This window comes from Vibrio sp. DW001 (genome assembly GCF_029016285.1).
In the GTDB taxonomy this organism is placed as follows: Bacteria; Pseudomonadota; Gammaproteobacteria; order Enterobacterales; family Vibrionaceae; genus Vibrio.
In genome coordinates this window covers 3447487-3465366 of sequence record NZ_CP091975.1, presented here as the reverse complement: position 1 = coordinate 3465366, position 17880 = coordinate 3447487, and the positions used below count along the sequence as shown (strand labels likewise).

At 40.8% G+C, this 17880-nt stretch carries 23 protein-coding genes; 11 read left to right on the top strand and 12 right to left on the bottom strand.

Annotated features, from left to right (window positions below):
* Position 1: 1 nt before the first annotated feature.
* The 3 genes from L3V77_RS15795 to L3V77_RS15785 all read right to left on the bottom strand — a co-directional run bounded on the left by L3V77_RS15795 (position 2) and on the right by L3V77_RS15785 (position 1747).
* Positions 2-1030 (bottom strand): P2 family phage major capsid protein, encoded by a 1029-nt coding sequence (locus L3V77_RS15795; protein ID WP_275134985.1) that lies wholly within the window; start codon positions 1028-1030, stop codon positions 2-4.
* A 247-nt stretch (positions 1031-1277) separates the two neighbouring features.
* Positions 1278-1430, bottom strand: coding sequence for a hypothetical protein (locus L3V77_RS15790; RefSeq protein WP_275134984.1), 153 nt, complete (start codon positions 1428-1430; stop codon positions 1278-1280).
* A 134-nt stretch (positions 1431-1564) separates the two neighbouring features.
* Entirely contained in the window at positions 1565-1747 is a 183-nt protein-coding gene (locus L3V77_RS15785; RefSeq protein WP_275134983.1) for an ogr/Delta-like zinc finger family protein, read from the bottom strand.
* Between the two features lie 504 nt (positions 1748-2251).
* On the opposite strand from L3V77_RS15785, the gene L3V77_RS15780 reads away from it, so the two are divergent.
* Positions 2252-2566 (top strand): hypothetical protein, encoded by a 315-nt coding sequence (locus L3V77_RS15780; protein WP_275134982.1) that lies wholly within the window; start codon positions 2252-2254, stop codon positions 2564-2566.
* 209 nt (positions 2567-2775) lie between these two features.
* Positions 2776-4131 carry an SIR2 family protein gene (locus tag L3V77_RS15775; protein ID WP_275134981.1) on the top strand — a complete coding sequence of 452 codons (1356 nt, stop codon included), beginning with the start codon at positions 2776-2778 and terminating at the stop codon, positions 4129-4131.
* A gap of 100 nt (positions 4132-4231) precedes the next feature.
* Here the strand turns inward: L3V77_RS15775 and L3V77_RS15770 are convergent, their stop codons facing one another.
* From L3V77_RS15770 to L3V77_RS15740, 7 genes are all read right to left on the bottom strand, one after another.
* Positions 4232-4468 carry an ogr/Delta-like zinc finger family protein gene (locus L3V77_RS15770; protein ID WP_275134980.1) on the bottom strand — a complete coding sequence of 79 codons (237 nt, stop codon included), beginning with the start codon at positions 4466-4468 and terminating at the stop codon, positions 4232-4234.
* 120 nt (positions 4469-4588) lie between these two features.
* Positions 4589-6472 (bottom strand): replication endonuclease, encoded by a 1884-nt coding sequence (locus L3V77_RS15765; protein WP_275134979.1) that lies wholly within the window; start codon positions 6470-6472, stop codon positions 4589-4591.
* Positions 6473-6514: 42 nt separating this feature from the next.
* A complete protein-coding gene (locus L3V77_RS15760) occupies positions 6515-6706 on the bottom strand; it encodes a hypothetical protein (protein ID WP_275134978.1) in 192 nt (63 codons plus the stop codon).
* 144 nt (positions 6707-6850) lie between these two features.
* Positions 6851-7072 (bottom strand): hypothetical protein, encoded by a 222-nt coding sequence (locus L3V77_RS15755; RefSeq protein WP_275134977.1) that lies wholly within the window; start codon positions 7070-7072, stop codon positions 6851-6853.
* Between the two features lie 40 nt (positions 7073-7112).
* A complete protein-coding gene (locus tag L3V77_RS15750) occupies positions 7113-7352 on the bottom strand; it encodes a hypothetical protein (protein WP_275134976.1) in 240 nt (79 codons plus the stop codon).
* A gap of 2 nt (positions 7353-7354) precedes the next feature.
* The gene (locus L3V77_RS15745; protein WP_275134975.1) at positions 7355-7528 is read right to left on the bottom strand and encodes a hypothetical protein; all 174 of its coding nucleotides are present in this window, start codon (positions 7526-7528) and stop codon (positions 7355-7357) included.
* Positions 7525-7785, bottom strand: coding sequence for a pyocin activator PrtN family protein (locus tag L3V77_RS15740; protein ID WP_275134974.1), 261 nt, complete (start codon positions 7783-7785; stop codon positions 7525-7527). Before L3V77_RS15740 ends, L3V77_RS15745 begins: the two co-directional genes overlap by 4 nt.
* Before the next feature lie 136 nt (positions 7786-7921).
* On the opposite strand from L3V77_RS15740, the gene L3V77_RS15735 reads away from it, so the two are divergent.
* Both L3V77_RS15735 and L3V77_RS15730 read left to right on the top strand, forming a co-directional pair.
* A complete protein-coding gene (locus L3V77_RS15735) occupies positions 7922-8509 on the top strand; it encodes a S24 family peptidase (protein WP_275134973.1) in 588 nt (195 codons plus the stop codon).
* A gap of 137 nt (positions 8510-8646) precedes the next feature.
* Positions 8647-9174: a hypothetical protein gene (locus tag L3V77_RS15730; protein WP_275134972.1), complete on the top strand. Its 528-nt coding sequence runs from the start codon at positions 8647-8649 to the stop codon at positions 9172-9174.
* 96 nt (positions 9175-9270) lie between these two features.
* Here the strand turns inward: L3V77_RS15730 and L3V77_RS15725 are convergent, their stop codons facing one another.
* Positions 9271-10332: a site-specific integrase gene (locus tag L3V77_RS15725; protein ID WP_275134971.1), complete on the bottom strand. Its 1062-nt coding sequence runs from the start codon at positions 10330-10332 to the stop codon at positions 9271-9273.
* A gap of 137 nt (positions 10333-10469) precedes the next feature.
* On the opposite strand from L3V77_RS15725, the gene dusA reads away from it, so the two are divergent.
* From dusA to L3V77_RS15690, 7 genes are all read left to right on the top strand, one after another.
* Positions 10470-11459: a tRNA dihydrouridine(20/20a) synthase DusA gene (gene dusA, locus L3V77_RS15720; protein ID WP_275134970.1), complete on the top strand. Its 990-nt coding sequence runs from the start codon at positions 10470-10472 to the stop codon at positions 11457-11459.
* Positions 11460-11651: 192 nt separating this feature from the next.
* Positions 11652-11861, top strand: a complete 210-nt coding sequence (gene pspG, locus L3V77_RS15715) for an envelope stress response protein PspG (protein WP_195704496.1) — start codon at positions 11652-11654, stop codon at positions 11859-11861.
* 83 nt (positions 11862-11944) lie between these two features.
* The gene (locus L3V77_RS15710; RefSeq protein ID WP_275134969.1) at positions 11945-12592 is read left to right on the top strand and encodes a TIGR04219 family outer membrane beta-barrel protein; all 648 of its coding nucleotides are present in this window, start codon (positions 11945-11947) and stop codon (positions 12590-12592) included.
* A gap of 186 nt (positions 12593-12778) precedes the next feature.
* Positions 12779-13009 (top strand): hypothetical protein, encoded by a 231-nt coding sequence (locus tag L3V77_RS15705; protein ID WP_195704494.1) that lies wholly within the window; start codon positions 12779-12781, stop codon positions 13007-13009.
* 123 nt (positions 13010-13132) lie between these two features.
* Positions 13133-14950, top strand: coding sequence for an assimilatory sulfite reductase (NADPH) flavoprotein subunit (locus L3V77_RS15700; protein ID WP_275134967.1), 1818 nt, complete (start codon positions 13133-13135; stop codon positions 14948-14950).
* Positions 14950-16665, top strand: a complete 1716-nt coding sequence (gene cysI, locus L3V77_RS15695) for an assimilatory sulfite reductase (NADPH) hemoprotein subunit (RefSeq protein WP_275134966.1) — start codon at positions 14950-14952, stop codon at positions 16663-16665. The genes L3V77_RS15700 and cysI overlap by 1 nt, the downstream gene beginning before the upstream one ends.
* A complete protein-coding gene (locus L3V77_RS15690) occupies positions 16658-17437 on the top strand; it encodes a phosphoadenylyl-sulfate reductase (protein WP_275134965.1) in 780 nt (259 codons plus the stop codon). Before cysI ends, L3V77_RS15690 begins: the two co-directional genes overlap by 8 nt.
* Before the next feature lie 88 nt (positions 17438-17525).
* Here the strand turns inward: L3V77_RS15690 and L3V77_RS15685 are convergent, their stop codons facing one another.
* The gene (locus tag L3V77_RS15685; RefSeq protein WP_275134964.1) at positions 17526-17711 is read right to left on the bottom strand and encodes a hypothetical protein; all 186 of its coding nucleotides are present in this window, start codon (positions 17709-17711) and stop codon (positions 17526-17528) included.
* Positions 17712-17880 lie beyond the last annotated feature (169 nt).

Genomic DNA, 17880 nt, shown 5'->3' with positions numbered 1-17880 from the left:
GTTATTTCCAAACACCACTCTTGTTTAATTTTACGGCGTCAAAATCAATAGCAGCGGCTTTGTCTAATTGCTCAATGATGTAACACAACGACATTGATTCGAAGCTCTCTAGACGGTTGAGTCTATCGTTGCGTCTTCCAAATGAACGTCTAAAGGCGCGGGCTAAGAAGTAAATGGATAGGTTGTCAAAACTGGTCACCATGATGCCCCGTGCCGGAAAACAGGACGGCATAAAGGCAGGCATAGCACCATAAGACTCTTTGATTTGTCGCATTTCTATTTGGTGAACGGGTTGCTTAGGATCAACACGTTTTTGATAGAAGCTTGCCGCATCATGAGCCACTAAATCACTGCCAAGTAATACAATGAGGTCATTTACGTCACGATGACGGGGGGCTATTTTCGCCTTCACAGCGGACACGGCTTCATTAACGGTTGCGTAGTGCCCATCTTCACCGATGCGTATCTCTTCGCTCTCTGGGCTTAGGATAGACGCTTCTCTGTGGTCTCTTAACGCTTGAATCCAACCTTCTGTTACATCTTCGCCGTTGGGGTTAAGTGCTTCGTCGGAATCATCGGCGGTCTCTTTACCAAAAAAGCCGACGCGGATTAAATCTAAGTTCGCATGCTTTTGCATTTCACGCTCAAAACAGTCGTTAAAGTCGTCATGGTGCGCCCAAGCATCCATCGTTTCGTAGGAGATAGCAGAATCAAAGTTAACTTGTTTACATTCATAAGGCATTCCAGTGCTCGGGTTTATTTTGCGCGGTATGCGTGTTCCGCCCTTGGCAGTATCGGTACGTGCTGCAATGAGCTTGCCACTGCCTAAGCCTATCGAATTGTCCATATCTCGCACCACTAGAACGAGGTTGATGCGATTGAGAAATTCATCCGTTTTTCTCATTCGGATGAGTTCGCCTCTGGCCTGTGAACTCTCGACATAAAACCCCCCGTCTTGGTTAAGGGTGTCATATTGTTTTTGCTTATCGTCTTTGTATGCGCGGAATTTAATATCTGTGTTTGTGTCCATGGGTTGTCCTGTTGGTTATTAAATGGATCTATTTCGTGAGGTTCTATTTAACCGATTTAAAAGACGTAAATGCACTGGATAGAATTCTAGATAGCGGTTCTAGAAGGTGATAAGCAAGATTGCGGCAGCGGGTTGGGTATTATGGCGGGGTGAGTTTGGTTTCCTCTTCAGTTTCTTATCTCACAGTCCTCTGTTGGAAAACTCTAAAGCCGCTCTCGCTGAGCGGCTTTTTTGTGTCTGTTACTTATCAAACGGTTTGCTTGAATACCATCGCTGGTCCTACAGGCTCATCACTCGGCGGTCGTTGTGATGGGGTCAGCATGCTAATAATCTTCTCTCGTCTCTTTGCTACTTCGGGTTGTGCCTGCTCATCAGGGGGTTGGCTATTGGAATTCTCCACAATAAATTCTTCAAATACAGCGTACTGGCGAAATCGTGCCTGGCACGTTGTGCAATGGCAGCAAAATTCCCTTACTTCATTGGAAATTATCCGCGAAGTTACGATTCGATATTTCGCACCGCAGTTAGGGCAAGCTAACATGTGGCCTCCGGTTTCTTTGGAAGGTTAATACCTCCAATCAGGCTTAGAGATACCTTGAAAGAAGAAGAGCAATTCAAGTTAGAGCACTGACATAAATGTTCGCTCTGCTTGGCTGTTTGTCTCTGTTTGCTAATGACGTGCGCTTTGGAATAGCAAATCGGACACGTTACATACATACGTTTTCCCTCAGTTCTAAATGACGCGGATAGAATGACGGTAACAACTCGGTGATCTTCTGAATATTCAATGACTTTCTAAAACTGATTTATAGAGAATGGCTGAAAACGGCGATGATCGCATTCGTGCGCTTTTTTGCGCGCAAACAGCGCGCGCAGGCCCCGTTCGGACTCACCCACCCCTCCGCGCTACAATTGCACCTGTTAATTATGCGCAAAATGGGGCGCAAGCGACAATCGCGCGAAACCTTGATATATAAAGGCTTGAAGCGAGTTTTGAAAAACGGACAGGATCGCATTCGTTCGTTTTTATTAAAAAATGCGAATTTACGTTATTTGGACTGGTGATTAGATTTCGTACAGGAAGTAAAAGGAGACCTAGAGATTGACGATTTTGGTCAAAATGTATTTGTTATGTCCTCATGGTAAATATGAGGAAGTGCACAAAAACCATCTAATAAATATGGTCTTATTGTAACTCTGGTTGCATATAAGGAGTAAGCTATGCAGAAAACTCAATTTATTGATTCTATTCATAGTAAATCAAAAATTAGTATGACATTTTTCTCAAAAGAGGATGGAAGGCAATTACACCGCTTATGTGCTCCTATGGATTTTGGTCCAAGTCGTCGTGCACATAATAAAGATGACCGCTATCATCTATGGGACTATGAAAGTGACAATAAAAACCATGTTTTGTCGCTTTTGCCTGACCAAATAGTAGCAATGGAGTTCTTAGATCAAAATTTTGATCCGATTGAGTTTGTTACATGGCAAACAAACTGGTTTGTCTCAAGAGATTGGGGTGTTTTAAGTTAATGAGTAGGCGAACGATAATATTTAATTTTAGGTCTTAACATACTTTTTTGATCCAAAAAAAACGAGTATAAATAAGTGCTTTAAGGTTACACCTCGTAATATTATCTCCGGAAGCGAACGTTCTTCCAATTCAACAACTATTTCATATTTTATGCATACCTAATGAGGGTGCGAATAAATTAAATCGTTAGGTTATATAGGACCGTTAAATGGATTACGAACAATATAAAGCCTCCATAAAAATCGACATGCAATCATGTATGGAAAACCTACAAGTTCAACCAATTTTATTCGTAGGGTCTGGCATGTCACAGAGGTACTTTGATGCGCCTTGTTGGGATAAGTTAATGTTTGACTTGGCAGAGCGTTGCCCATTAATAACGAAACGTTTCGCCTATTACCAACAACAATATGAAAAAGATAATACCAAAATAGCGTCAGTTTTTGCAGACCTCTATTCGGAGTGGGCTTGGGAAGAAGGGCAAGGAAGGTTTCCCGATGAAATGTTCGAGCCAGAAGTCACAAAAGACAGTTATATCAAGTATGAGGTAGTATCTTACATAAATAATCTAGCAGATAATTTTGACATAGAAACTAACGCCTACTCTGCTGAAATTGAGTCACTTAAAAAAGTCAAACCTCATTCAATCATTACAACCAACTATGATAATGCATTAGAGAAGATATTCCCTGATTACCATAAAGTGGTAGGGCAAGAAATAGTAAGAGCAAACTACACATCATATGGTGAGATTCTCAAAATCCATGGGTGTTCGTCAAAGTACGACACTGTTATTTTGACCTCAGAAGATTACTCAGATTTTAACAAGCGGAAAAAGTATTTGAGTGCGAAGTTATTGACGTATTTTGCCGAACATCCACTATTCTTTTTTGGCTATAGTGGCACTGATTCGAATATCAAAGGTATCCTTTCTGATATAGATGAAATACTTGCTCCTAATAATGAGCTAATCCCCAATATTTATATGGTGTGCTTTGATTCTGATTCAGAGACGAAACAAGATCTGCCAACAGAGCAATTAGTTACCATAGATGCCACACGCAGTGTTCGCTTAAAAGTAATATATGCATCTGAATTTAAATGGATTTTTGATGCTTTATCGTCATGTACTCCAGAAATAACGGTTAATCCAAGATTAATGAGATCGTTATTAGCTCGAACTTATCAACTGGTTAACTCTAATTTGCCTAAACAAGAGTTGCCTTTTAATTTTCAAATGCTACAAGACATAGAAGAGAACTCTGAATTATTACCGACATTATTTGGCATAACTCAACTTACTGACGCCCAGATGTTTAATGCAAATTTCGATTTTACTCTAACAGCTGTAGCTAAGAAACTTGGGGGTAGTTATTGGAATTATGCAGAGAATTTACTGAATACTGTATGGGAAGATAAAGGGGTAAATATCAAAGCTACCGATAATAGATACCACGTAACCATTAAGACGGGCGCTAAGTCCTTTGCGCACAAATATTCTCAACATACCGTCGATTTGTTGCAGAAAGTGAAAAATAAAGAGGATTATGAGGTCGAACTTTAATCTCTGGTTATAGTTTCTTGAAGGTGAGAGGTATTTAGATTAGTAGCTTTTATCTAATGATCTCTGGCCTTTATAACAGCATTAGAACTGTTTTTTTATATCACCTAAACAACTCAATCTGCTCTAAGTCCTCCGGCCTGCACAATTCAGGTTGGAGTTCTGGGTTAGGCTTCCCCCCAACAGGCTCAATTATCCGATGCACAGACGTGTAGGTCACAAAAATTACCCCACAGTTTAAATTTAGGCATTGGCAATACGCCTCGCGGGTGTCCTTGGTCATGGCTCTCGATGTGGCTATTAGTGCTTTGCTCTCACACTTTGGACAGGTGATTAACATCGGTTCCCCCTCTTAAAACTCTAACGCACTTCGTTTGTTGAAACGCCCTTCAAGCAAATCAGGCTTGCTTCGCTTGATGGCCGTTTGGGATTAACAGCTAAAATTGTGTTACCGCCGCGTTTAACTCACGGCTAACCGTCCATTTCGAATGCTAACGGTGGTCATGTCATCGATGGTGACCTTTATCCCCAGTGTTAGCGGTTTAACCAAACATTGAACCCGTTTAATATTCCATCCGGTTAAGTCCATAAGGGCTTTTTCTAGCGGTGAAATTGGTTTTTTAGGAGCAGGGTTACAGTTATTTTCAGTGCTCCGAGACGGGACTCCGTCCCTTTTTTGGGTTGCTTTCAAATCGGATTTTCTAATGATTTCCCACTGCGCTTTGATGGTGTTAACGCAATGGTGCATGAAGGAGAACCCAACGATTTTCTTTACCGTCTCAAAATAGCGGTTCTCTTTCTCTTCATAGGTAATTTGCGCGTCACCGATGCCTTGAACAAAGTCCTTCCAACGTGATTTATCCGCATGGCCGTGTAGCTCGGATAATTCATCACACTTTAGTGCTTTGATTTCCTCGGCCGAGGTTTTGCGCAGTGCGCGCCAAATAGAAACAGGCGCACCACCGAATTGCTGAAACTGACGAATACGCCAAAGGGAAGCCCAAGCGCGCACCGATTGCGCGGCCTTTTTGTCGCTTTCGGACATGTGTGATCCATTCAGATTTTTTGCTATGTATTTAGCAATGTAGGCCGTTGCGCCACCCTTGGAAGGGTCGCAAAATTTGCAATCGAAACGCGCCCTTAGTACCGGCTTATTTCGCTTAACTGATTTCCCGTTAACCGTCTTGTAGTAAAGCTCTTGTTTATCTTCTTCAATGGCAATATCTCGCAGTGTGGAAACAATGAGTTCTTTTTCTTCTTCTTTGCAGAACAAGAAATAGTGCGCGTGCGCGGTTCCGTCTTTGTGTGGCTCGGCCACTCTAAAACCGAAGTAATCTACACCTTGTTTAGCAAGTATCGCCCTTGCTCGTGACCACTGTTTCATTAGGTTTTGGTGTCCCTCCTTCGGGTTGGCACCATTCCAATTTTTACTGTTCCGGTGGTACTGACTGGCAAGCGTCCAAGTAATGAAAGCAGCGGTATAACCTTTAGCGTCGGCCAGCTCTTCAAAGCCTCGACTTCTTACCATCATTTCAATACGGCGGTTCTCTGGGTTCGATGTGCTTGCCATGAAGACATTTTCTAAATCAACGCTGATGTCTTCATCGGCATTGTAGATACAGTAATCGGCTAAGAACTTAGCTTGTTTGTCTTGCGCTTCTAGAAAGTTATTGAGCGTCATGGCGCTGACGTACTTTGATTGATTGGCATTGTTACCCACTCGACCAAGAGAGATTTGTGAATACTCGATGTACTCGAACTTTAAACGCTCTAATCGGTCGTTTATCCAATCGTCTGTGGTCATCTTAGTGATAGCGGTAAAGTACTGTTCAAAAGTAGGGCGCTTGGGTAATCGAGGCGGTGTGATGTGATAATGCCTTATTAATTTAGACAGCTTTCGGCACAGTAAGCGAAGGTGATGCTCATCGCCGTCACCATCAAACTCAAGGATCAATTTTTGTAGGTGAGTGACAAGCGTTAAACCAAACGTTTTACGCTTCTCATCAAGCATTAAAATGTCGTGCGTCAAGGCGTGCATGTCGGATTTGATACTGGTTTGAATTTTACCGATGCGCCTTTTTTTACGTTCGGTGTAACGGGTGATTTTGCGATATTCGTTACGATCAATTCGGCGACTGGCAAAAGGGTAGCGGCGTTCGATATGATCGGCAGACAGAAAGCTTTTCTTTGTGGTTTCCATCGCGAAGGATTCAAGACTGCTACGGGATGCGTTTTCACGCTTTGAACGGGCATAAACTTTTTTGTTTATATCACTCACCACAAACTTAGGCAGTGTTGGGTAAAAGTGTGTTTGAAAGCTAGATACTATCATGGGTCTGTTCATGCCTCTTCTTCATGCTGTCACCAGTGACGGGAGCCAAAAACGCTATATACGCTCTAAGGAAACAAACTTTCCTGATTGCACATCGCGCAAGGTGTTAAAGGTTAAATTCCGATGGTCACAACACGCCGACGCAAGCATTTTAAATTCCGGCTCACGCTCAACCGGAACCCATACCGTGACCTTTTTGAGTCCTTTCTCATGTTGGGCTAATTCGTACTTTTTATTGCGGGACATGATTCACCTCACCGAGCGTTTTAGCTTCTTGGCCTGATGGATAATGAGCGTTTTTCGACGCTCTGATTTAGCGTGTTTATACTGGAAGCGCTTAATCATTAACTTCAATTCCATAGGAGGAGCGATTGCCATAACAAAGCCCTCTTAATCCAGATAATCGGGGTCGCCTTCTTGGTCGGCTTGTAACCTTTCCATTGCGGCACCTGCTTCAACGTAGATTTGCTTCCACATTAGGCTGATTAAAGCTTGGCTAGTGCTGACACTGTCTGCATTGCCTTTTAATAGTGCGTTGTGCCTGATAGACGCAACATTTTGTAGATTCAAGGCTTCTTCAAAGGTGTTGATATCAATTGAGATAGTGACCATTAGTGATTTCCTTGTAGTTATTCGTTTGCTCGTTAGCGGGTTAAGCGTTGCTTGATAGTTGAGGCCATTTACCACCATTTTTTAAAATATGCTTTATGGACTGCTCAGGCGCATCCCAATCCCACGCGCCCCAATAGCGTTTTGGTCTTGGCTTTTTATTGCCCCCAACATCAAGGCACTGAACAAAAGCGAATAACTGGCCCTCAGCAGAGCTAATTATGTAAAAACACTCTGGATGCTCATCATCGAAAAGTAGGTTGGTATCGGTTTGAATTCTCATCGTTATGCTTCCAAGCTTTCTAGCAGTTGGATAGCATCAATGAGCTGTGTTTGAACGGCTTCGAGATAGTCTCGATGCGCGGCAATAACTTTTCCGGCGGTCACACATTTCAAGAGAACTTTTGCTTCACTCGAATGTGAAAAATCTATATTGATGCTGTGTACTGGTGTGTTCATGCTGTACCTCTCACGCTGTGCCATTCTTCTTTTGCTACTTTGTGGCATTGGTCGATGTAATGTGCGAGATCCTCAACTTTCACCAAGTAAGGTGCTTTAGTTGATTCGCGTAACTGAAATACGGGGATTTCTAGCTGTCTGGAATTGGCTCTGGCGTTGGCTGTTTTGGGTGTTATTCCTAAGAATTCCTCGCTAATGTCTTTGAGTGGAATGACAGTACCTTCAAATCTGGCCATTAATGCGAATGCGGTATTCATGACATATCTCCTGAATTCATTTCATACCTACGGTATGATGTAAGTAGTTCTAAGTACTTGCGAGTTATTTTAACTCCGTTGTAATTAATATAACTCTATACTAAGGGTTAATACAACCTTATTGTAAGGATTTTTTGTGTCAGATAAATTTGATGAAGCATTAAATGAATTGAAAATTGCCACTGGAACCACTAAAAACAAAGACTTAGCTGATTTTTTAGGAATAGCAGCTAATACCATCCAAGGATGGAGAATCAGAGGTAAAATCCCCGAGCGCATTTATGAGCAAGTTAAAATAACTTCAAGAAAAGATGCTATTGCAGTTCGACTGTATGATGTTGCTGCATCCGCAGGCGCAGGTTCATTAGTTGAATACGAACCGAGTAGAGTGGTCGAGTTAAGTGAATCTCTTAGATTGGTGTTGGGTATTAGCAGTGCAATTAAGGCAAAAATGCTATACATGCAAGGCGATAGTATGGTGCCTACTTTGCAAGATGGTTCTTTAGTTGCAATTGAAGCCATTGAAAACTTCGTCAATGATGGAATTTATGTATTTGATTGGGAAGGAGAGTTGTTTATCAAGCGGTTACAGCGCGTTAAAGACGGCGTACAAGTGATGAGCGATAATGATAAATACAAAACTTGGGAGATAACCCGAGGTGAAATGCAAGATAGGCAATTTATCATCATGGGTAGAGTTACTGGCTGTTGTCAGAGGTTGTAGTCTGAGTTACTCATCATGTGATCTGTCGGTTTTCAACTTAAGGTTTGAACATTATGACTTCTGCCCACAAGCCAGAGGGTTATTTAATAACCTAGACTATTCGATTATCTAATAATAATTAGCGAGATCAAATTTAAATGAAATACAAATTTATTGCGACATTACTCTGTTTTTTTTCTAGCGTTTCAACAGCTACCACTAGTTTTGATGATGAAATTAATAATAGCCTTCAAAATATTAAACCGCTATTTGAAGGTCAAGAATTCACGATAAGAGCGATTTTAGATTTAGATGATAATATTGAAGATCCTTTGCAATATAATCTAGAAAAAGGCTTTGGGAAGGCATGTGCAGGATTTACGCACCTCGCAGATTTTTACTTATCAGCGGAAAAAGATAAAAAGCTAAATGCTAAAAGGGTAGTTGAACTTACTAAATTAACTTTTCAGATTGTAGAAATTGAGAGTGATTTTTGTTTAGAGGATAACCTAACTCGATATTACAGGCTTGGAAATTCATATTTGGTTTTAGAGCAATATGTTCAAGCTGAAAAGTTCCTTCTCAAAGAGTTAAGAGTACTTCAAGAAATTTTGCCACAATCAAAAGAACTAATAAAGTTAGTAACTGACAAGCTAGATATTGCACAAAAAGGGCAAAAAGGGTAATGAGATAATATATGCGAAAACTCCTCACAAAGTTAGGCTTACTATTTGATGTGTAAGATTGACTATTAATCAGTACATCTAACCGTGCTTGCTGTATCAATTATCAAATTTGTCATGAAGTTTGTGTGGAAAAAGCTGGGTATATACCGTCCACAAAGTATTTAAATTTCGATGTCCTGTTACTTGGGCTACTTCTTCAATCGAGTAGCCTTTTTCAAATAATCGACTTGCTCCTTCTCGCCTTAAGTCGTGGTAACGTAAATCTTCAATGCCTAATTTGTTTCTCACTCTCTGGAATGCGGCCGTTACACTGCGCGGATTATGTGGAAAGATAAGATCCCCTTGTTGAGATTGCTTCATCACAATGTCGAACGCGCCACCAAGTAACGGGACTATCATGTGATTCCCCTGTTTTTTTCGTGGGTCTTTCCTATCACGCACAAGAATGATTTTATGTTCTTGGTTTAAGTCTTCCCACTTTAGGCCGCAAACTTCACTGATTCGCATACAACTCAAAATGCTGAAATCGAGCATATCTGTTAGAGGAATAGTATTCGCATGGTGCCGCTCTCTTTGAACCAAAGCGTCTCTTAGTTTGTCTAGTTCATTATCAGTTGGGCGTCTGGTGCGCTTTTCGCTTTTCCCAATCAGCTCCATTTCTTTCAATACAGTAAAGGCTTCATCAAAAACACTTACTTGAGCGTCAATGTTGAATACTGGCTGGGCTTTTTTCATAACCGCTTTGAGGTAGCTTATATCATGAGAAAGGGTAGCAGGCTTTGCTCCGGAGCTTCTTCTATCTCGGCAATGTTCTATTAGGTCACTGGTTCTTAACTCGTTAGTAATAATTTTAGATATCTGGCAATCACGCAAAAGCTTGATGCAATAGCGCTTAGTTCTACCGTCTTTGTCGTATAAGTCTTTGTCATTCATGTACAAATCGATTAACTCACCAATAGTACAAATGGTCGCGCTGTTTAAACCATTGGCTTCAATATCGGTCACTTTGTTTTTACCAAACGAATTAGCCAAAGCCTTTTTTTTGAACGTCTTGCTTTCACGGTGTACTATGCGCCCATTCTTCTTTACAAACACTGTGGTTTTGTAGCGTGGCTCACCATTACTTAGGGTTCTTCGCTCTATATTGAAATATGCCATTTTGTATCCCTCCGGATCCCCTTTTGAATGAGGGGTTCTACAAGGGGATCTATAACAAGTATTTTAGGGTATTTCAATGTGTTTACACGTATTTGCGATCAGTAATCAAAATCAATAGAAACAAGGCTATACAAGGTATGACTCACAATTACAGCTCTTCACGCTTCTCCATTGCGCCCATGCTCGATTGGACGGATAGGCACTGTAGATACTTCCATCGCTTGTTGACTCAAGAGGCGTTGCTCTATACAGAAATGGTGACAACAGGCGCGATCATTCATGGTAAAGGTGACTTTTTAGCTTATAACGAAGAGGAGCATCCTCTTGCGTTACAGTTGGGTGGTTCTAATTCGGTGGATTTAGCTGCTTGTGCAAAATTGGCGCAAACACGTGGTTATGATGAAATTAACCTGAATGTAGGTTGTCCTTCTGATCGTGTTCAAAACGGACGTTTTGGTGCCTGTTTGATGGCAGAGCCCGATCTCGTTGTTGATTGTATTAAAGCAATGAAAGATGTGGTTGATATACCAGTTACCGTTAAAACACGCATTGGTATTGATGATTTGGATTCCTATGAGTTCTTAACTACTTTTATTACTAAAGTGCATGAACTTGGTGGTTGTGATGATTTTACTATTCATGCACGTAAGGCGTGGTTAAGTGGCTTAAGCCCGAAGGAAAACAGAGAGATTCCACCTCTAGATTACGAAAGAGCATATCAGTTGAAATTGGACTTTCCACATTTGAATATTGGCTTAAATGGCGGAGTGAAAACATTAGACGAATCTATTGAACATCTAGAGCATGTTGATGGTGTTATGGTTGGTAGAGAAGCCTATCAGAGCCCTTATATGCTTGCTCAAGTTGATCAACAAATTTTCGGGCGAGAAAAGCCAATTAAAAAACGCAGTGAAGTGGTTCATGAAATGTACCCTTATATCGAAAGCCAATTAGAAAACGGGGCTCAGTTGGGGCATATCACACGTCATATGTCGGGGCTTTTTCAAAGCATGCCTGGAGCACGTCAATGGCGTCGTTACATCAGTGAAAATGCGCATAAAAAAGGGGCAGGTATTGAAGTGGTAGAAGCAGCATTAGCAAAAATACCAAAAGAACTTAACGTGTAAATTTCACCATGTTGGTGGTGAAATTTACCATTAAAAGAGTGATTAACCACCAGAGTTCATTTTGACAGTTCTTTATTACTTGATATGTAAGAACTTTTAACAAAATAAAATGTGGCTTGAATCCTGCTTTGTTAACTGTCAATCCCATGTTTAATCGAATCAATCAGGTGTGGGAATCAACAGGAGAGTGTTATGTTCGAATTACTATTTTTTATAATGTTTATCGGTATCCTATTTTTTACTGGACTTAGTATGATGACGGTGTTCATTGCACTAGGCGTTTCAATATTTGTCATGTTTTTGATGGGTATGGTCGGTTTTATAATTAAATTATTGCCTTGGATTATTGTGATCGCAATTGGTGTGTGGGTTTACAAAAATTACATTGTGTCTGCTCGTTAATGGATTGAACCTGTTGAATTTCTATATTATTAACTATGCTAGTATCAAAGAGTTACTGAAGGGTTAATGAAAGGGAGACAGAAATGGTACAAATGGGACAAAAGTTGTTGTTTGGCTGTGCAATGACACTGTTTGCTCAATCGGCAATGGCAGACGATTTTTACCGTGGTGAGGTTGGTTTAGATTATTGGTGGGGAAGTACCAAGGTCAATGATGTACGTTATGATGAAGATAAAACGCCTTTTTTAACCCTCATATTAGAAACTGATCTCCCATACGCTCCGCATTTTAAGTTTAGATACAGTGAAATTGATTCTCAGCAAACGGCTTTTGATAAATATGATTTTACGTTCTATTACGATGTTATAGAGCACGATACTTTAGCTCTCGATCTTGGTCTCAATGCATCAAATTACCAAAATAGCCGATACACCTATTTAGGTACGGATGAAAATTTCAATATGACAACATGGGGCCTATACGCGAATGGAGCAATAGGTATCCCAAAGACCGATATCGATATCATTGGGCAGTTCGATTTCTATAACAGTGGAAATAAAAAAACGGCCGACTTTATTGCAGGCTTCGAATACACCCTTGCTCTACAGACGGTGGATGTTGCTTTGAGAACAGGGTATCGAGTCATGGATTACACTTTCTATGAAGATAAAGAGAATGAAGCAACGGTATTCGTAGATGGTTGGTTTATCGGTGTCAGTGTTGTTTTGTAGATAACAACATTATTTGATTTTTAAAGCATCACGTTATTACGTGGTGCTTTTTTATACCTATTAACAATAAAAACTAAAAATTATTTAACATATGTAAGCTTATGAGCCATGCTTAAATTACGTGTTACAGATAATATTCACTCGAATGCGGCATTATTTGGCTAATGGGCGATAAGGAAAGTTGCTATGACGCTGACAGAATTAAGAACGTTATATAGGGAAAATCAGCTTATTGAGGCCATTATCGAGCCTTCGGTGCAAGATGGAAGCTGGATAGTTGAATTTAGACATGCTCATGGTGGGCTTGTGTTATTGACCGACTCTGAAGGTGAAGGATGTCAATATCTTGATTTAGATTTGGCCTCTAAATCGGCAATGGCCGTTGGATTTAATCAGGTTAGGGTTGAACAAAAATAACGAAACATCTCTTTTTAAAATCTCCTTATCTCAAAAAGTTATAAAACATGAACTTCTATTCTTTCTTGTTATTAGCGTGAGTGGTTAATCTATAGTCACGCAACTAATAGGAATGTCGTGACAATGTTATCGAAGGAACTCTCAGCACTAGCAAGTCCGCTAAATGACCAACAAGCAGGTCAGTTAAAACAAGCCATATCAGAACTGTCTCCCCAGCAGTTAGCTTGGGTTAGCGGTTATTTTTGGGGTTTAAGTCAGACCCAGTCTTCTGGAGTAAATGCACCGAATATCCAAACATCGGCTGCAAATGGCTCAGAGCCAACGGGCAAGCTATCTATTATTTTTGCGTCCCAAACAGGTAATGCAAAAGGTGTTTCGGAGTCCATTAAATCGGCGGCAGAAGCTCAAGGTATCGCTGTAGAGTTATTTGATGCAAGTGATTATAAAGGTAAGAACCTAGCTAAAGAAACACATGTGATTTTTGTGGCCTCGACCAATGGTGAAGGAGAACCGCCAGATAATGCCATTGAATTGCACGAATTCTTGCAATCGAAAAAGGCACCAAAATTGGATGGTTTACAATATGGCGTTGTCGCTCTAGGTGATTCAAGCTATGAGTTTTATTGTCAAACGGGTAGAGACTTTGATACGTATTTAGCTAAATTGGGAGCAACTGCATTTATCGAGCGACTTGATTGCGATGTTGATTATGATGAATTAGCAGAGCAATGGAGTACCGATGCATTAAGTAAAGTTAAAGAAGCGTTATCTAGTTCCATTTCTTCTGGAGCCGTTCAGACGCTGAATTCTGCCCAGACGGGTCTTAGTCATTATACAAAACAGAACCCATACACAGCTTCTCTACTAACTATTCAAAAAATTACAGGTCGTGATTCTGGTAAAGATGTTCGTCATATCGAAATCGATTTGGATGGTTCAGGTATCATTTATCAGCCAGGTGATGCCCTGGGTGTATGGTATGAGAATGGAACGGATCTTGTTGACGCGATTCTTAATCAAGCTGGACTCTCAGGTGTTGAGAGTGTCGATGTATCAGGGGAAAGTGTATCACTTCGTGATGCCCTTATTTCCAAATATGAAATTACCGCGAGTAACCCACAACTTGTCACTAAATATGCAGAGCTTTCAGGTAGCAAAAAGTTACAAAAACTTGTTGAAGATAAAGATAAGTTACGTCAATACGCATCGAATACTCAGGTAATTGATGTACTTGCTGAAAAGAAAACGAAGCTATCAGCTGAAGAATTGGTTGGGCTTTTCCGCAAGATAACACCACGCCTCTATTCTATCGCTTCAGCTCAAACCGAAGTTGAAGATGAAGTTCATTTAACCGTTGGACTTGTCGAGTACAAAAAAGGTGAAGAACAACGTCATGGTGGAGCATCGGGTTTCCTTTCACAACGCCTTGAAGAAGGGAGTGAAGTTAAGGTATTCGTTGAAAACAATAACAACTTTAAATTGCCAGCAGACGACAATGCACCGTTAATCATGATAGGCCCCGGTACCGGTATCGCACCATTCAGAAGTTTCGTGCAGGAACGTGATAATAGAGGTGCAGAAGGGAAAAATTGGTTGTTCTTTGGCGATAGAACCTTAACGCAAGATTTCCTTTATCAGGTTGAATGGCAAAAGCATCTTAAATCTGGTCTTTTGACAAAGTTAGACGTTGCTTTTAGTCGAGATCAAAAAGAAAAAGTCTATGTTCAAAATCGGCTATTAGAAAACGCAGAACAGATTTGGCAGTGGATTGAACAAGGTGCATATATCTATGTATGCGGAGACGCGACTCAAATGGCCAAAGATGTTAATGATGCGCTAATTACTATTGCTCAAAAGCATGGTCAGCTAAGCCAAGAAATAGCAGAAGAATTTATTAATAATTTACGTAAACAGAAGCGTTATCAGAGGGATGTGTACTAATGAGTGAACAAGTAGTGATAGGCGAAGAATTAGGTCCTCTTTCTGATAATGAGCGTCTTAAAAGAGAGAGTAACTTCCTTCGCGGAACAATTAAATTAGACCTGAAGAACCAAATTACCGGTGGGTTTACAAATGACAATTTTCAACTGATTCGTTTCCATGGCATGTATCAACAAGATGATAGAGATATTCGTGCGGAACGTGCAAAGCAGAAGTTAGAGCCATTGCATAATGTCATGCTTAGAGCGCGTATGCCCGGGGGGATTATTTCTCCACAGCAATGGTTAGCCATAGATAAGTTTTCAGAAGAGCACACCTCTTATGGAAGCATTCGACTCACAACAAGACAGACATTTCAGTTTCATGGTGTTTTAAAGCCAAACATTAAGTTAATGCATCAAACACTTAATGCCATTGGTATTGACTCTATTGCTACTGCTGGTGATGTCAATCGGAACGTATTGTGTACTAGCAACCCGATTGAATCGGAATTACATCAAGAAGCTTATGAGTGGGCGAAGAAAATAAGTGAGCACTTATTGCCGAAATCTCGTGCTTATGCTGAGATTTGGTTAGACGGCGAAAAAGTTGAAACGACGGACGAAGAACCGATTCTTGGAAGTAACTATTTGCCTCGTAAATTCAAAACGACAGTGGTTATTCCTCCGAACAACGATATTGATGTTCATGCGAATGACCTTAATTTTGTGGCCATAGCGGAAGATGGAAAACTTATAGGGTTTAATGTACTTGTCGGTGGTGGACTTGCCATGACGCATGGCGATACTTCTACATACCCAAGAAAAGCGGACGACTTTGGTTTTATCTCTTTGGATAAAACATTAGACGTTGCCGCTGCGGTTGTTACGACCCAACGTGACTGGGGTAATCGATCTAACCGTAAAAATGCAAAAACTAAATATACCTTAGATAGAGTTGGTATTGACGTGTTTAAGGCGGAAGTAGAGAAAAGAGCGAATATTCAATTTCTAAATAGTCGACCGTATGAATTTAAAACACGCGGAGATCGTATTGGTTGGTTAAAAGGAATTGACGGTAAGTACCACCTATCTTTATTCATCGAAAACGGCCGACTACTTGATTTTCCGAATAAGCCACTAAAATCAGGTGTGGCACAGATAGCCAAGATTCACAAAGGTGATTTCCGAATGACCGCGAATCAGAACCTAATTGTCGCAGGAGTGACGGCGGATCAAAAAGACAAAATTGACGCTATCGCTCGTGCTCATGGATTAGTTGATGACACGCTTTCACCTCAAAGACAAAATTCAATGGCTTGCGTTGCTTTTCCAACGTGTCCATTGGCGATGGCCGAAGCGGAGCGAATGCTGCCTCAATTTGTTACAGATGTAGAAGACATTTTGAAGAAACACAGCTTGCCAGAACAAGACAACATTATTCTAAGGGTGACGGGGTGTCCAAACGGCTGTGGCCGCGCAATGTTAGCGGAAGTGGGTTTAGTCGGTAAAGCACCAGGTAGGTACAATCTACATTTAGGTGGAAATAGAGCTGGGACTCGGGTGCCAAAGATGTATAAAGAGAACATCACGGACAAGCAGATTCTAGAAGACTTAGATGCATTGATTGGCCGATGGGCAACAGAGCGGGACGAGAATGAGAATTTTGGCGACTTCACTATACGAGTAGGGATTATTGAGGAAGTGATTATCTCTAAGAGAGACTTTTATGCTTGATACCTTTAATACTGCGCTTAGTTTAAATGAACTATTAATTTTAAATAAAGTGGAGCAAAGTCTGAAATTGGCTGAAATTAATGGCGAGTTAGAACAACTATCAGCCCAACAGCGTGTCAGGTGGGCAATAGAAAACTTATCTGGGAATCATGTGGTTTCGTCGAGTTTCGGTATTCAAGCCGCAGTGATGCTGCACCTATCGAATGAGATTAAGCCAGATATTCCCGTAATCTTAACTGATACAGGTTACCTGTTTCCTGAGACTTACCTCTTTATTGACGAGTTAGCAGAACAGCTGAATCTAAACTTGAAGGTTTTTCGTGCGATAGAAAGCGCCGTTTGGCAGGAAGCAAGACACGGTAAATTATGGGAACAAGGCGTAAGCGGAATTGAGAAGTATAATAAGATAAATAAAGTCGAGCCTATGAGAAGGGCGCTCAATGATCTTTCGGCGAAAGTTTGGTTTTCAGGATTGAGGAGAGAGCAATCCAGCTCTCGGGCAAACCTGCCCATCTTGTCTATACAAAATGGTGTGTTCAAGTTTTTGCCCATTGCAGACTGGACTAATAAAGACGTGCACTACTATATAGTAGAAAACGGCCTTTCATATCATCCGTTACGGGATCAAGGTTATTTGTCTGTTGGTGATACTCACACGACAAAAAAGTGGGAACCGGGAATGTCAGAAGAAGAGACACGATTTTTCGGATTGAAAAGAGAATGTGGACTTCATGAAGATGACGACTTCCAAGAAGCTGGTTCAGGCATATAAATGGTTATTTTATAGTCAGTTTATAATAAGTCTGTGGATAACTTGTTAGCGACCTATGAGTAAAGTGGTAAAAATGGCACGTAGATTTCTAATTGGATTCAAGTGCCATTTTTTCTTCAAAAAAGACAAAAAAAGTATTGCCAAAGATAATTCGTTCTCTATAATGCGCCTCACTGACACGGTAGAGCCCACAAGGCTTTGCAGAGAAATCAGTAAGACGAGCAGCTTGAAAAAGCCCTTCGAAATTAAAATGAAAAAGTATTTGACTCTTCACTTTAAATCGCTAGAATGCACGTCCGCTTCAAGGAAAGCTTTACAGCAACCGAGAAGCAACGCTCTTTAACAATTTAAACCTATATCAATCTGTGTGGGCACTCGTTGATGGCAATCGAAGATGATTCTCTGCTTTAGGGCACGAAATCAACAACGGTTTCAATGAACTG

Coding starts and splice junctions, on each gene's coding strand:
- L3V77_RS15795 (WP_275134985.1), bottom strand. CDS start 1,030: ATGGACACAAACACAGATATTAAATTCCGCGCATACAAAGACGATAAG.
- L3V77_RS15785 (WP_275134983.1), bottom strand. CDS start 1,747: ATGTATGTAACGTGTCCGATTTGCTATTCCAAAGCGCACGTCATTAGC.
- L3V77_RS15780 (WP_275134982.1), top strand. CDS start 2,252: ATGCAGAAAACTCAATTTATTGATTCTATTCATAGTAAATCAAAAATT.
- L3V77_RS15775 (WP_275134981.1), top strand. CDS start 2,776: ATGGATTACGAACAATATAAAGCCTCCATAAAAATCGACATGCAATCA.
- L3V77_RS15770 (WP_275134980.1), bottom strand. CDS start 4,468: ATGTTAATCACCTGTCCAAAGTGTGAGAGCAAAGCACTAATAGCCACA.
- L3V77_RS15765 (WP_275134979.1), bottom strand. CDS start 6,472: ATGAACAGACCCATGATAGTATCTAGCTTTCAAACACACTTTTACCCA.
- L3V77_RS15760 (WP_275134978.1), bottom strand. CDS start 6,706: ATGTCCCGCAATAAAAAGTACGAATTAGCCCAACATGAGAAAGGACTC.
- L3V77_RS15755 (WP_275134977.1), bottom strand. CDS start 7,072: ATGGTCACTATCTCAATTGATATCAACACCTTTGAAGAAGCCTTGAAT.
- L3V77_RS15750 (WP_275134976.1), bottom strand. CDS start 7,352: ATGAGAATTCAAACCGATACCAACCTACTTTTCGATGATGAGCATCCA.
- L3V77_RS15745 (WP_275134975.1), bottom strand. CDS start 7,528: ATGAACACACCAGTACACAGCATCAATATAGATTTTTCACATTCGAGT.
- L3V77_RS15740 (WP_275134974.1), bottom strand. CDS start 7,785: ATGAATACCGCATTCGCATTAATGGCCAGATTTGAAGGTACTGTCATT.
- L3V77_RS15730 (WP_275134972.1), top strand. CDS start 8,647: ATGAAATACAAATTTATTGCGACATTACTCTGTTTTTTTTCTAGCGTT.
- L3V77_RS15725 (WP_275134971.1), bottom strand. CDS start 10,332: ATGGCATATTTCAATATAGAGCGAAGAACCCTAAGTAATGGTGAGCCA.
- dusA (WP_275134970.1), top strand. CDS start 10,470: ATGACTCACAATTACAGCTCTTCACGCTTCTCCATTGCGCCCATGCTC.
- pspG (WP_195704496.1), top strand. CDS start 11,652: ATGTTCGAATTACTATTTTTTATAATGTTTATCGGTATCCTATTTTTT.
- L3V77_RS15710 (WP_275134969.1), top strand. CDS start 11,945: ATGGTACAAATGGGACAAAAGTTGTTGTTTGGCTGTGCAATGACACTG.
- L3V77_RS15705 (WP_195704494.1), top strand. CDS start 12,779: ATGACGCTGACAGAATTAAGAACGTTATATAGGGAAAATCAGCTTATT.
- L3V77_RS15700 (WP_275134967.1), top strand. CDS start 13,133: ATGTTATCGAAGGAACTCTCAGCACTAGCAAGTCCGCTAAATGACCAA.
- cysI (WP_275134966.1), top strand. CDS start 14,950: ATGAGTGAACAAGTAGTGATAGGCGAAGAATTAGGTCCTCTTTCTGAT.
- L3V77_RS15690 (WP_275134965.1), top strand. CDS start 16,658: ATGCTTGATACCTTTAATACTGCGCTTAGTTTAAATGAACTATTAATT.